We start from the raw sequence: 14,526 nt of genomic DNA on the forward strand, positions 1-14,526 counted from the left end.
ATTAACAATCAATGCTTTCCCTAACATTCTTCACTTTCCTCCGCAACGTTTTATTTGACATCCATTTAAAGATCCACGTTATATTTACCCTTCAGGACTACTTTTAAAAACCTAAATTGAACTTAAATAAAAAAAGTCGCCATATAGGCGACTCTATAACAGACAAAATGATGATCTTCCGATGACAATTGCCAAGGTATTTAATCTTTCTTTATAAGAATGAACACTTCGGGTTATTCCTCAGCGAATAATTTTGAAAGTGGATTTTCCACTTTTTTATCCAGGGTTACCTTGCCCGTCTTGTCCAATATATAGTACTGATAATAAGCGCTGCTGAATCCAATGGATTGCTGCATCTTCATCATAAATGGTTCAAGACTCCCGCTGCTCAGATGATCTTCATTCCAGAAGTAGTGCAGCATCAAACGATTTTGATTATAAGGGTGTTTGATCACATAGGCTCCAGCAGCAGACGGTTGGTTCATAGTCGTTTTCCATTTAAACCCGATATGGGTAGCACGGTCTATAATGCTGGATTTTAATGCTTGTACAAAACCATTTGATTTGGCGTTGCCAAGTACAATCAGGTTGCTGGTAGCCAGTTCTTTTTTCATTTTTCGCTTCAACTCCTGCCGGTCCTGAATCAGGTCATACTTCACTCCGGTTAAATCCAGCAGAGTTGTCAGTTGGTTTACCATAGCTTCCTGTTGTTTGTTCGCTGCGTTGCTCTCCTGATCACTGAGCACAATGGCTAATGGCTCACCTTGAAGGGCTTTATCCATCACACGGCTCATCGTTTCAAAAGGTAAATTCGGAACCTGAGTTAATGCTGATTCATACAACGATTGAAACTGATCATGCAGATATGCCGTTTTCTCCTCATTCGACAGTTGATACTCGGGCTTCAGCGTAAAATTAGGCTCATATAAAGCCGTCTTCATATCATCTCGCGCCTCTTTCCCCAGTACATCTTCTATCGTTTGCAGAAGTCCGTCAATCGTAGCGTTTTGGTACACATAGCGTTTAAAATACTCTTTCATAAAGGCATCGAATTTCTCTTCACCGACGGAACGGTACAATTGGTATATCGCTTGTCGGCCTTTATCGTAATAAACTGGGCTTGCCCAATCTCCCACCTCGTCATTAGTTGAAGCAATAGCCTTATCCACAGTGGAATCGTCAAATTGGATGGACTTGAAGCCATTCATCGTATCCCCCTGCTTCTCAGAAAAATACACTTTGGAGAAATCTGCAAATCCTTCGTCTAGGAAAGACTCTGTCTCCGAATTATTCCCGATTAACGCATGAAACCACTGGTGCGCGATTTCATGCACAAATACCGTGTCTTGTTCTGGAGCAGAATTTATTCCGATTTGCCCCATTTGGATAAGCCTTGAATACTCGATAGCTACACCTTCTACATATGATTCAACAATCCGGAATTCAGGATAAGGGTATTTACCGTATTTATCACTGAAAAAATCAATGGCTTTGAATGCTTGATCAACATACCCATCAACGATCTTTTTCTTACCTGGCTGGTTGTCAAAATAATAATACTCTACGGTGAGGCCATTCCGGGTTACGCTGTCCACTTTGAAGTTCGGGCTGGCAAAGAAAGCAAACTCCCTCGTATTCTTGGCTACGGTGGATACCAGTTTGCGTCCAGTCTCTGCATCCTCCCGTGTGGTTATCGTACCAGGCATAACTACCTGATATTGATCGGGAACATTGAACTGAACTTCATAATCCGCGGAAGTATAATAATCCGTTTCAAATGTTTTACTGTAAGGTTTGCTATCCCATTCATGCTTGGCCTCGTCATAGACTGACATTACAGGGAACCAATGAGCCCCATTGATAATATCTTTGTAATACGATAACCGCTGTGAGCCATAGGGAATCTTCAGATTAAAATGGACTTGAACCGTCACGGATTCACCAGGCTGAAGGGGTTGCTCCAATTTCACCGACATAGCTTGGTCTTTATTACTGAAATCAAGGGCTTGCCCACCGGTCGTCACCTTCTCAATATCAATTCCTCCAAGAAAGTCTTCCGGTTTCTTATCAGGGTTATTTTTGCTAATCTCTTCATTGGAATGTTTAAACATGGTCGTCTGTGTCGATTCCGAAAGATTGGCATCAGCATAAGTATGAAAAACCAGTTGCTTCAATGTATCTTTGCTCGTATTTCTGTAAGTAATGGATTCACTCCCCTCTATGGTCATCTTCTTCTCATCCAGCCGGGCTTGAATTCGATATTGGATAGGCGCTTGAGCCTGAATATCTTTTGTGGCCTGTGAAATAGCAGATACAGGAGCTGCATTAGCGGCAGCACTACCCGTACTTATGATTGGGCATGCGGTCAGAATCATAGCGAGTGCGCTGATGGCTGTTATTCTGATTCGATTTGATGTGTATGAACGTGAATGATTGATATAAATCTCTCCCTCGAATGATTTTTGAAGCTCAGAGGCAAGTATAGAAGATCAACCTTACACTGGATTAATGCGTATCTTAAATTTCGTTTAAAAAAAGAAGCTGTTTGTATTAAATGAGCACGCTATATCGGATTGTCTCCGCTTCAATTTCGAAAGCAATATATGACTACGTAATGATGTGAATTATGAGATTCGACACTATAACGTCTGCGTTGCCGATGATTTCTGGCGTCGTAAGGTCATCATGATTAAAGATGCAGCTAATACCGTCAGGATGATTCCGAGCATTTGAAATCCTATAAAACTGAATGTGTCTCCCATGACAAATCCAATCAACAACGATGACAAAATGGTCCCCAGATATCTCGATGTATTAAAAATACCTGAAGCGACACCGATCATATCTTTGGGTGTGCTCTTAAACAAAGCCGCCTGCATACCAACACTGTTGAGCCCATTACTTATACCAAATACAGCTAAGGGCAAGATGACATTCACCACTGGTGAAGTCTTATCCAATGCCACAATCAAGATGGACCCGAACGTCATTAACACCGCTGAAACGATCAAAGCTGGCCGTGTACCTGATTTGTCAATCCAGCGTCCGGCAAAAGGAGAACTGATGAGTGAACATAAACCGAGGGTTAGCATCATTAGTCCTGTATGAACTTCGTTCAGATGGCGTACCTGCTGTAAATAAGATGGCACACCAAAAAACAGAGCGTAAAACAGAGTGTTAACCAGCATAAATTGTACATTAACCCAGGTCATTTCAGGATATTTGGCAAATACTTTCAGCGGAATAAAAGGGGACGCTGTTTTCAATTCATGTCGTATAAAACTTGCTAATGCAAGCAAACCGATCCCCCCTGCCATAAGGTGCCAAGTTAAAAGATGTCCGGTTGATTTAACGGAAAGCACGCTCATTAGCAGAGTCACCAATGCGACTGTGAACAAGAGTATGCCTGGCGCATCAATCAGCAGGAACCATTTCTTCATGGACATGTCACCATGGTTGGTTTTGAGGGTCGTTTCTTTGGGAATGGTTTTCCAGGCGAATATAAAGCTTGCGATCACCAATGGAATATTCACTAGAAAAATACTTTGCCAATCCCACCAATGGATCAATACACCGCCAATAAAAGGGCCTATCGCGGCTGCACCGGACAGGAACATCGCAAGGATAGACAGGGCAGCAGCCTGCTTCTCAGTAACGTGGATTCTTACAATCGCCATTCCGACGGCTACCATCATGCTTGTGCCAACAGATTGAATGATCCGGAATACGATAAGCCAAGAAAAGTCCGGAGATAACGGAGCTAACATGGAGGAACCAGAGACAACAACCAGACCGATAAGGAATATCTTTCTGCGGCCGAACAGATCACTGCACTTGCCCATGACCAGTTGAGCCACAGCACTTGCAATGTAAAAGGAAAAAATAATCCATGACACGGTCGTAACATCAAGTATAAACTCCTGTTGTAGTCTTGCAATCGCTATAGATATCATGGAGGAATTGAGCGGATTCAGCATGATTCCCAAGCCTACAGATATCATTAACCATATATTTCGAGCGTTCATTATGTATACCCCTCCTTCTTCTGTTGTCATCTTAATGGAATCCCTTTATTTATTCCAACGCATTTTATGTTATGATTTGATGAACTAAAAGGAATAAGAGAGTGGTGCGAAATGGAACTTCTTCAGCTACGCTATTTTCTAACGTTAGCCCGATGTGAACATGTTACGGAAGCTGCGGGTAAGCTGCATGTCACTCAATCCTCACTGAGCAAGACGATACAACGTTTGGAGGATGACTTGGGTGCACCGTTATTTGATCGATTGGGCAGAAAGCTGCGGTTAAACGAATTCGGAAGAACATTCCTTCGACGGACCGAAAAAGCCCTATTCGAATTGGAACAGGGAAAACAGGAAATTGCTGATCTCTCCAACCCGGATCACGGTACACTTCAATTGGCAGTCACTACAGCAAGCACATTACCAGGAATCTTGCGGGAATTCCGAAAAAATAAACCGAATGTTCAGTTTCATGTACAAATGGTTACGTTGGAAGACATGTGCACGCTACTTCACCGAGGCGAAATTGATTTTTGCCTGTCCTCCCCTCCAATCCAGGGGGATGATATCGAATGTCAGATGCTGTTCCAGGATCCAATTGTAGTAGCTGTGCCTCTCGGTCATCGATATGCGGATCGAAGCAGCATCACATTAGGAGAACTTAAGGATGAGTGGTTTGTGGGGGTGACAAAAGGATATGGTATTCGTGATCTGGTGGACTCCAAATGCCAATCCGTCGGATTCGTACCGAAGTATGTTTATGAAGGAGATGAGCCTGCAAGATTAACTGCACTTGTGGAGGCGGAGATTGGGATTGCCTTTATACCCAATACAGCAAGAAACCCGCAGGAACGCATTGTATATCTCCGAATCGAGGATCAGAACCTTGTGCGGGAAATTGCTTTATTGTCGCATAAAAACAGATATATATCGAAAGCAGCTATCGCGTTTCGCAGCGTAGTTATAGATTATTTTGGTGCAATGTGCAAACCAATTGCTGAATGACCATTACAAAGACCCCGCTCACCGACGTAAGTGAGAGCGAGGTCTTTTGTTGTAGGCTATCGATCATGCCTATTTCCGCCAAAAGGTTGAACAGTCTGCTTTTTCCGTAATGTTGAAATCAATCATTCGTTCCAGTAATGAAAAATCAACCGGTCCATCCCACCGGATACGCACCAACTCCTTGGTGTGCTCATAACCGGCCTTCACAATTTCATCGGAAAAATGATTAATCCCTGCCTTCTCAGGCGCCACAGCCAAATGATGTTTGGATACACTAAATCCAATAATAAATGTGCCATGATCGGTAAACATGGGCTGATTCCACGCTATTTTTGGTACTAAATTGGGGTATTTCTTGATAATCCATTCTAAAACTTCTTCCGTACGATCCCGATGTCCCAGGTTATCAATTCGTGCTAGATATTCTGCAAAAACGTCCATATTATCTTCTCCTAACCCAGATTTATTTCGCATACTTCATCTCATATTATCATGAAAATGAAATTGAAAAACCCTTTGGGCCAGATTCGCCAAAGGGTTGAAAAAATATATATTACTCAAGGACTACTTCACCGAAAGCAGGCTGTCCGAAATAAATTTCAGCTGACCTTCAAGCGATACAGGATCGTTGTATGTATCGGAGGTCGGATCAAGCTGGAACACATGGCCCTCTTTGACCGCAGTTAGGTTTTTCCACACCGTATTATCATAAACAATCTTCGGATCGGTTGTATCTCCTGACCACGGGCTGGTGAAAATGATGTCGCCTGCATATTCCGGTAACACTTCCATCGAGATTGATGCCCAGCCTGTGCCACTGTCAATTGCCTCTGTCTGAGCCCTTTTTGGTGCCTTGAGGCCAAATTCGTCATAGAGTATTTCACCACCACGACCGTAATTATGCCCAAATACAAATAATCCTTTGGCGTATGGATTCAAAATGGAGACTGTACGATCTCCCACAGCGGCAATTACTTTTGGCTTGAGCTCATTGATCTTCGCTTCCCATTGCGAAATCCAGTCTTTTGCCTGGGCTTCTCTATTGGTTAGTTTACCCATCTCCAACATGAGATCCTTGAAATTGCGCTTACCATATTGTAACTGTACCACTGGTGCAATCTGCGACAACTTGTCGAGACCCTCCATACTGGTGTATGCGATGATCAGATCAGGCTTTAGGCTGATCAGTTGTTCGGCTGTGGGCTGCTCTCCCAGATCTGTTGCCCCCTCACTTTTGAGCTGATCCTTGATGTACTTGTTGTTTATGGCGCCTGACGTTGCACCGACGACTGGAGCATCAAGTGCAACAAAGTACCCTGTTGAAAATGCGGTCAGATCGATAATCCGCTTCGGATCCACAGGTACTTCCACTTCACCTGCATCTGACTGATATGTAACGGTCTCTCCCTCGGCACCTGTTGTGGTAGCGGCACCAGACGCAGAAGTTGAGTCGGTTGATGATTCAGTGTCTGCAGCACCGGTTGTTGTTGTCTCCGTTGTATTGCTTGTCGTTGCGGCCTGACCGCATGCACTCAGTAAGAGCAATACAATCAATGCGGATATAATCCATATCGAATTTTTTCGTTTCAGCAAAATAAACCCACCTTTTTTCAAATGATATTGATAATCGTTATCAACGATACCATGCAATAGTACATTTGACAAGATGCTTTCATATTCGACAAAAGACAAACAAAAAAACACCTACCAAGGCAGGTGCTTCGACGCATATAAATTATTTTAAAACAAACTGCTTCCCAAATTACATTAACGGTTTAATCATTTAACCCTTTACCATCCAGAATCTGCTGTGTAGATTTCTCAACCCTTGACACGCGTGTTTTGGATTGCTTTGGTTGCGAAAAATAAAAAAGGTATGCCCGTTGACGTCCAGGCGTCAATGCTTCAAATGCCGTTTTCAAAGCAGGATTTTCATCCAGTTTAGTTTGAAACTCTTGTGGAACATCATATTCTGTATTTTTTTTGAGTTCCACCTTCAATCCGGCCTTTTCAACCTCAATGGCTTCAAGAATGTACTCTTTCAGGATAGTTTCCATGTCAACGATTTGTTGAAGATTGGTGAACCGGATCTGGCGAGCAGCTTGTACATTTTCTGTTTGTTGGATTAGAATACCCTGCTTATCCTTTAACAAGGCTCCTTTATGGAAAAGAAGCGCACAATACTCCTTAAATCCATGAATGATAACGATGTTTTTATTCTCCAACGTGTAACAAGGATGCATCCATTTATAGTCTTCTGTAAGGCCACAGGATAGAACGATCTCTCTTAGCTTCTCCGATTCTTCTTTCCACTTCTTTGCTTTGTTTAAATATTCATCCACCTTGGGATTTGTTTTATTAGTTGTCATCAGGGACCATCCTTCATCATGCTAGTCATATTATTGTGTTTTCTAAAATAATTCTTCTCTTACATATGATTGCCAAGAGAAAGCAGTTAATTTCATTCGAAACCATGTAGTGTCGCTTAAATATTATGACACCATTTGGCGTCTGGTCAACACTAACTATTATTTAACTCATATACATATGTCCTTTGTCCCACCTCTTACCCCTTACTAGAAAGCCGATAATAAAGAAATCAAAGTGAGAAAGCCCCTAGGATTTGGCGTATTGTAAAATTGCCGCCGCTGCACGGATTCGTAGGTCCTCTTCTTCGCTATGCAATGCCTTTTTTAGAACATTGAGCGCTTCTTGAATAGTACCTTCATCTACTCTAACTGAAGAATCATTATCTCCTTCAGTGGTTTCAGAGGTGATCGAAACCCAAGGTTCCAGTTGAGCCTGAGAAATTGGATGTTCGAATTTCGCAATGATTGAATAATGACTTACAAGTGCAAGTACTTTGTCACTTAACTCTGCTAAGGGAATACGTCCCAGCCAGGTAACACCTCGTCGATGACATATGTATTCCTCTCCGGTTCCGTTGGAATCATCGTAAAAATAATCGCCCAAATCCCCAACATATGCCCATTGATCATCATTTATCAAGACATAATCCCCATCCTGCATGACGTAGACAAAAGTATGGAGCGTGTCCAGGACATCACGAAGTTCCGCCTTTCCTATCCTGTAGCGTTGAACTAGTTGCGCTTTCCATTCTTCTGTAGACTCGTGCTCCAAATCTCCTGTCGCCGGCCAACCAATGCCGATAAAGTTATTCTCCAGGAACGACGCGGTCCAGTCGACCTCTTGCAATGTAGATTGTATATGAAACAGATTCATATGATTTCTCCTCTATAGTGATTTCAGGATTTAAGACTAAGTATATACTCCAGACATTCGTCTCTGCATTAAAATCAATCAAAGTTTGAACTTACTATATATGTTCAACTAAACATTTACACGAGAACGGAGAGGACAGAAATAACCTGAAGAAGCGAAGCGTTCGCCTTTATCCCCGGATTTTCCCTTTTAAAAAAGGAATCAAAAAAATCTGGGGATAACAGCGATCGGAAGGTTGTTCTGTCATCGGAGTGTCAGTGTAAATATTCATTAGTTGAACTTATATAGCTTAGTACAAACCTGACTCTGGTTCCGCAGCATCCATTCAATACTTGACTACCTACTACACGTTGTAGTAAATTGTATCTACTACGTAGTGTAGTAATAACCTTCGATATGGACGCATAACGAAGTTAAGGAGTGTTCACCGTGAACCATCTTCAAAAATTATCGGATACTGAAATGGAGCTGATGGAAGTGATCTGGGAGTGTGAGCCACCTGTCACCTCCACCGAACTGCTGAACATGTTTTCCCAAAGGGGTAAAGCATGGAAGGCGCAAACCATCTCCACCTTTCTCTCTAGACTAGTAGACAAAGGGGCCCTTACAGCTACAAGGGATGGACGTACCAACAAGTATGTTCCCTGTATTTCGCCCGAAGACTACAAGCTATTGGAGGCACAACAAGTCCTGGATGGATTATATCAAGGCTCTGTAAAAAATTTGATTTCAGCTTTGTATGATGGCGACAAGCTTTCTGATCAAGACATTGCAGAGCTGAGACAATGGTTTTCAGAAAAGTAGGTGTAGTCTATGGATACCATTCTTGTATTACTGTCTACGCTGACTGTTGCCGGAAGTGTCGTTGTCGCTTTCATTCTGTCTTTGCGCCTTGCTCCCTTTCAAGTCATTCCTGCAAAATGGCGTTTTGGAATTGGGAAAATGGCTTTAGTTTTGTATCTATTGCCCATCTTTCTGGTCTTTAATTGGATTTTTTCGTTGTTCACATCCAGTACTACAGTAAACGAGTTACCCTTAAATGTTCAACAAGTGTTACCTGGAGCATTCAATCCGACTCCTGCCATCCAGGTACAGACCATTTCAGCAAATGTAGCTCTCGCTTTAATATGCTTATGGGTAATCGGGGTCATAGCTTTTGCAGCATGGCAAACATATTGTTATCACAGGTTTCTCAAGACATTAAAACTTACGCGAACTATCGTTCCGAAGAACAGTGAAGTTGCGATGCTGCTCCCTGTAATCAAGGAGAATCTGGGTCTCAAGAGAGAGGTTCGGCTTGCTTACAGCACTCTAATTCGCAGTCCTTTTCTAATTGGATTGAGGAAACCTACTATTTATCTGCCTCTAAAGAATTCTGAAAGTGTGGATATCGGTATGGTGTTCCATCATGAACTGATCCACTTGAAAAGGAAAGACCTATGGATCAAGGCGCTCATATTAGTAGCCCGTGCATTGCATTGGTTCAATCCATTGGTTCATATGCTTTCCAAAGATATTCATACATGGAGTGAACTGTCCTGCGATGAAGAAGTTGTAAAGGGAATGACCCTTGCGGATCGTAAACGCTATGGGGAAACCATCCTGAACGTAGTGGCAGGATCAAGGAATTTACCTATACAATTCTGCTCCTCTTTATCCGGGGACGGCAAACAACTAAAAAGGAGATTAACTTTTATGCTTAACGTAAAGAATGTGAACAAGAAAACCTTTGTTATAGCGATATCGACGTTATTTGTTGTTGGTGCAGTTAGTACAGTGACAACGGCTTGGGCTTCGAGCAATACTCCGAGGGTGGTTGCGAGTGAGGAAGCTTCCGCGGTAACGCGTCCATCGCAGCAAACGGCTGTCCGTGAAGAAGCTCCTGCAGTAACACGTCCATCAGCTCAAGCGACAGCTCGTGAGGAAGTTCCAGTAGTAACACACCCATCAGCTCAAGCGGCAGCTCGCGAGGAAGTTTCTGTGGTACCACATTCGGATGACCAAGTGGTAGCCCGTCAAGAAGCTCCTGTAGTAACGCGTCCATCAGCACAGCCGGTTGTGCCTGAAGAATCTCCTGTAGTAGCACGTTCAGCAGCACAACCCACAGTTCGTGATGAAGCAGCTGTAGTAGCTCGTCCATCGGCTCAAGCGGCCGTTCGTGAAGAGGCTTCTGTAGTACCCGCTCAAGAATCTTCCCGTCGTTAAAACCATTTCCATGAAATCACAAAATAAATAGGCTTGATATAAAGATTCTAAGAAGCAGCCTTCGTTCAATTGTTGAACGAAGGCTGCTTCATTATTGTAGAAAAGATTAGTTTCGCTTGAGACTAACCGGCTACCTTCTCAAACGACAAAGACCAACAACATTTTGTTGTTGGTCTTGCCTGTCTTTTCTTCTCCGTTCAGCTTGCCTCATCACCCATAACTATGGTGACTGGCCTCGACACGACCCCAATCGCGGAAACGGCTGTTTTATTACTGTTCTTTATACACACGTACATAATCCACTTGCATAGTTGCCGGGATATCGGACGCGTTCGGAGTACGGCCACCGTCGAAGTTTCCGCCGACTGCCAAGTTCATAATGAGATAGAACGGCTCATCGAAAGGTGCGTTCGGATTGTTCGGTGCAGCTGTGGAATACCACTGCTGGTTAGTGACTTTATAGAAAAACTTGCCGTCGACATACCATTTAATGTTGTCCTCTTCCCAGACTACCGAGTATACATGATAATCATTGGCAAAAGTTTGCCCTTCTGGGAAGTGATAATCGCCACCTGAAGACTGGTTCACCGGCCATTGTCCGCCAAAGTGTACGGTACCGCTTACAGATCCTGGTAGACGTCCTCTCGCTTCCATGACATCGATTTCACCTGATGCAGCCCATGTGCCGTATACAGAATCTTTTGGAAGCATCCAAAGTGCTGGCCAAACGCCATCCCCTGTAGGAAGCTTGGCACGAAAATCTACTCTGCCGTACTTCAAGGAAAGTTTATCCTTGGTGTTAATCTTACCGGAGGAATACTGTGCATACCGATTCGGATCCTGCGGAAAAGATTTGCTATCGTTCATAGCCTTGATATTCAACTTTCCGTCCTGTACAAATACATTTTGGGTGCTGTTTGTGTAGTGCTGCAGTTCTGCATTTCCCCATCCCCAGGTAGCAGGATCGTTATTGAGATAATAGCCTGTTTCATAGTTCCATTTACTTGTATCCAGCGTAGTTCCGTTAAATTCATCCTGCCAGATAAGATTCATGCCCGCGATAGCTGGGTCGGTTGGTGTTCCAATCGAGATATCCTCTTGATCGGATACATCCGGACGCGGAGCATTTGGATTACCGATGAAGGTATAGTTGACAAAGTTGTTGCCAATATTTCCACCCGCCTGTCCGTTCAGCGGATATCCGATACGGATTTGCATATTTTCCTGGATTGGCTGGAACCAAAGACCATAGATATAATCGGCCCAGTATCCCCACTGATTGGCATCAGACATATTGTTGTAGCCATTAGCGGAGTATGCAAACTTGCTCTGACTGGAGTTACTCAAATCCACCCATTGCCCATTGATGTTAATCTGGTATACAAAGTTGCCCAGTTCCTTGGCGATTGGCGCACCCCCATCAATTTTGGGAAGTGGAATTCCAATGGAACCATTCGCATCTGCTGTGAAGGTTGTTCCTTCGTATGGCGTAATGACATATGAATTTCTTGTAGGTTCATTAAACGTAATGGTATAAACAAGGTTAGCCGAGGAAGTCTTTGATTCCAATTTGACGTTGATCGACTCCGTTACGGTAAACCAGTACCCTCCACCACCGTCGGTGAATTGGCCGAAGTTATGATCATAAATCCAGCCGCTGGCTGCATTATTGTCAATATCAATCCATGTGCTGCTGTTTACAGGTTTTACATACACCTTCAAATCATCCGCTACGGCTTCATAGGTTACCGCAGAATCATTGTTGAACGTTGGATATGTAAAGCCTGCACCGCCTGTGAAACTTGCTGTAAGTTGCGGCCCTTGTGTCGGATTCATGGCTGTGATGGTTGTTTTGTTAATATTTTGGAATACAAGTTGATATTCAAGCTTAACACCATTTGCTTTGGAGTACAGTTGAATTTCGGTTGTTGCGGAAAGGGTGAACCAATAGCCATTGAAACCACCATCGCTCCAGTGCCCCCAGTTTTGGTTATAGATATAACCTCCGGCTTGATCAATATCAACCCAGTTGTTACCCACTTTCACATTGACACCCACATCACTGTAGACATCATTCCACGTAGCGGTGCCCCCATTGAACTTAGGCATAACAAATCCGTAGCTGGCTTTGCCAACCCCTGATTTTGAAATAACAGGTCCATCCGCTGGTGAGAAGTACTCCATTGAGGTAACTGTCGTTCCAGCTGCTTGAACTTTTGAAGTTGGCAGCACGCCAACACTAGCCAGCATCACAACCACTAAGAACAAACCAAGTACCTTTTTCATAAACCGTTTCTCCGTAAAGTGAGATGGTTTCATAATTGCCCTCCTTTGATAGGATAATAGTTTCACCCAATCTATGCGTATAAAGGTAATCGCTTACATCGGGGAATATCTTTATTCTATCGAATAGGATAATCTGCTGAAAAGGTACAATTATTTTTGTTATATCCCATTTTTTTGGGTTTTGATTCAATTTATATATTTGTACTGTGATATTATACTTCACGTTCTACCTTTTGGCGCATCATTTGTCGATACTCTGTGGGTTGAATTTCCATCACAAGGCGGAACGCTCGCGTAAAGCTTTTGTAGCTTTCATAGCCTACCATAGCAGCAACTTCAACAATCTTATGATCGGTTTCGGCTAGGAGACGCCGTGCTTTATCCATACGTACATCTCTCAGATATTCGGCAAAACCTTTGCCAATGTTCTTCTTGAATAGATTTGAGAAATAGGCGTAATTAAGCGACACATGATTGGATACCATCGCGAGGTCCAGCGGCTTATGATAGCTCTCGTGTATAAAACGGATGGCTTCATTTAAATCCTGAGAATTGCGATAACTGTGCTTATATTCAAAATAGAACTGATTCAGTCGAAGCAGCTGCTGTTGCAGGGCTTGAATATAATCGCGAATCCCCGGATAATCAAAGAGATTACGCAAAGATTCAAGATCCAGCGCTTCTTCACCCATGTAGGGGCGAATTACTCGTTCGTATTCCTCCATCATCTGCACTGTGGCACCACAGAGCTGTTGGGTATAGCCAATATGATAGCGTTGAAGCACATTTTTATGAAATATTGCGGAAATGCCCTGAGCAATTTTACCACTATCGTCGGTCCCAACAGACTGGAACAGTTCATACAGTTCTTCATAGGGAAGTTGCCACTGCTGCTCCATATGCTCAATAGCTGCTGGCAGGATGATATATTGATCTGGAAACAGATAACTATGGTGGAATAGCTCATGTACTTGTGTATAGCTGCCGGGCAACATCTTTAATCCTTGCTGCGGGTCAGTCATAACGGTTATGGCATCGATCATTCCTTCCTTGAGTGCCGCTGGCAAAGCATCCGGATCTATCGCTGCATCCACTGCAAGGATCAGATACGGGCTGTGTTGCAGGCAAACGCAACCTTGTCTACCGAACACACTATAAGCAATAGCTTCCATGCTATGGACGCTGCTGGAACCCGGCTGGTTGATCCAACATTTCTCTCGCAGCAAACATAAGCGATAATTGTGCCAAAGCGAAGGATTTTGTTCCTGGATTTGGAGGATCCAGGCCTCATCGTTTAACGCTCCCTGCATAAACATTCGTAATTCTTTACGATCTGTCTCTCGGGCGAGACGGGAGACATGCTGCATGTTGTACGTAAGCGTCTGCCGTGTCTGGATTTCTTGCCATACATGCTCTAGTGAAGTTTGCAGATCCTCTCGCTTCAGAGGTTTTAACAAGTATCCCTTTGCCCCAAGTTCGATGGCTTTTTGAGCATATGTAAAATCACTATAACCGCTAATAATGAGGTATTCCACCTCGATGCGCTCCTCTTTGGTCTTTGCCATCAGTGCGAGTCCGTCCATGTCCGGCATCATAATATCAGTAATAACGATGTGAATGTTATGCTGGCGCAAAAGGATTAGCGCCTCCATCCCACTTGCGGCAGAGTATATGTTGTTCAGCTCCAGAGGAAATTGATGCAGCATCGCCTGCAGACCGTCACGTATGTGCTTTTGATCGTCCACAACCAGAATATTGATCACTC

General features: G+C 43.4%; 11 protein-coding genes. 3 read left to right on the plus strand and 8 right to left on the minus strand.

The genetic code is table 11. The features are described 5' to 3' along the window. Positions 1 to 233 precede the first annotated feature (233 nt). Positions 234 to 2,375, minus strand: coding sequence for a M1 family metallopeptidase (locus A6049_RS12650; protein WP_095206072.1), 2,142 nt, complete (start codon positions 2,373 to 2,375; stop codon positions 234 to 236). Positions 2,376 to 2,639: 264 nt separating this feature from the next. Beyond that, a complete protein-coding gene (locus tag A6049_RS12655; protein ID WP_063564998.1) occupies positions 2,640 to 4,025 on the minus strand; it encodes an MFS transporter in 1,386 nt (461 codons plus the stop codon). A gap of 111 nt (positions 4,026 to 4,136) precedes the next feature. Here A6049_RS12655 and A6049_RS12660 point away from each other — a divergent pair, with 111 nt between their 5' ends. Then, positions 4,137 to 5,027 (plus strand): LysR family transcriptional regulator, encoded by an 891-nt coding sequence (locus tag A6049_RS12660; protein ID WP_063564999.1) that lies wholly within the window; start codon positions 4,137 to 4,139, stop codon positions 5,025 to 5,027. Between the two features lie 69 nt (positions 5,028 to 5,096). On the opposite strand, the gene A6049_RS12665 is transcribed toward A6049_RS12660, so the two are convergent. The 4 genes from A6049_RS12665 to A6049_RS12680 form a co-directional block, all read right to left on the minus strand. Then, positions 5,097 to 5,468: an iron chaperone gene (locus tag A6049_RS12665; RefSeq protein WP_063565000.1), complete on the minus strand. Its 372-nt coding sequence runs from the start codon at positions 5,466 to 5,468 to the stop codon at positions 5,097 to 5,099. 123 nt (positions 5,469 to 5,591) lie between these two features. Next, a complete protein-coding gene (locus A6049_RS12670) occupies positions 5,592 to 6,620 on the minus strand; it encodes an ABC transporter substrate-binding protein (protein ID WP_063565219.1) in 1,029 nt (342 codons plus the stop codon). 182 nt (positions 6,621 to 6,802) lie between these two features. Next, a complete protein-coding gene (locus tag A6049_RS12675; RefSeq protein ID WP_063565001.1) occupies positions 6,803 to 7,396 on the minus strand; it encodes a YdeI/OmpD-associated family protein in 594 nt (197 codons plus the stop codon). A 247-nt stretch (positions 7,397 to 7,643) separates the two neighbouring features. Next, a complete protein-coding gene (locus tag A6049_RS12680) occupies positions 7,644 to 8,270 on the minus strand; it encodes a hypothetical protein (protein WP_063565002.1) in 627 nt (208 codons plus the stop codon). 429 nt (positions 8,271 to 8,699) lie between these two features. Between A6049_RS12680 and A6049_RS12685 the strand changes: the two genes are divergently transcribed. Both A6049_RS12685 and A6049_RS12690 read left to right on the plus strand, forming a co-directional pair. Further along, positions 8,700 to 9,074 (plus strand): BlaI/MecI/CopY family transcriptional regulator, encoded by a 375-nt coding sequence (locus A6049_RS12685; protein WP_063565003.1) that lies wholly within the window; start codon positions 8,700 to 8,702, stop codon positions 9,072 to 9,074. 9 nt (positions 9,075 to 9,083) lie between these two features. Then, positions 9,084 to 10,475: a M56 family metallopeptidase gene (locus A6049_RS12690; RefSeq protein ID WP_063565004.1), complete on the plus strand. Its 1,392-nt coding sequence runs from the start codon at positions 9,084 to 9,086 to the stop codon at positions 10,473 to 10,475. A gap of 270 nt (positions 10,476 to 10,745) precedes the next feature. On the opposite strand, the gene A6049_RS12695 is transcribed toward A6049_RS12690, so the two are convergent. Continuing rightward, positions 10,746 to 12,794, minus strand: coding sequence for a glycoside hydrolase family 16 protein (locus A6049_RS12695; RefSeq protein WP_063565005.1), 2,049 nt, complete (start codon positions 12,792 to 12,794; stop codon positions 10,746 to 10,748). A 179-nt stretch (positions 12,795 to 12,973) separates the two neighbouring features. Further along, positions 12,974 to 14,524 carry a response regulator gene (locus A6049_RS12700; RefSeq protein WP_063565006.1) on the minus strand — a complete coding sequence of 517 codons (1,551 nt, stop codon included), beginning with the start codon at positions 14,522 to 14,524 and terminating at the stop codon, positions 12,974 to 12,976. Positions 14,525 to 14,526 lie beyond the last annotated feature (2 nt).

It is taken from the genome of Paenibacillus sp. O199 (genome assembly GCF_001636635.1).
In the GTDB taxonomy this organism is placed as follows: Bacteria; Bacillota; Bacilli; order Paenibacillales; family Paenibacillaceae; genus Paenibacillus; species Paenibacillus marchantiae.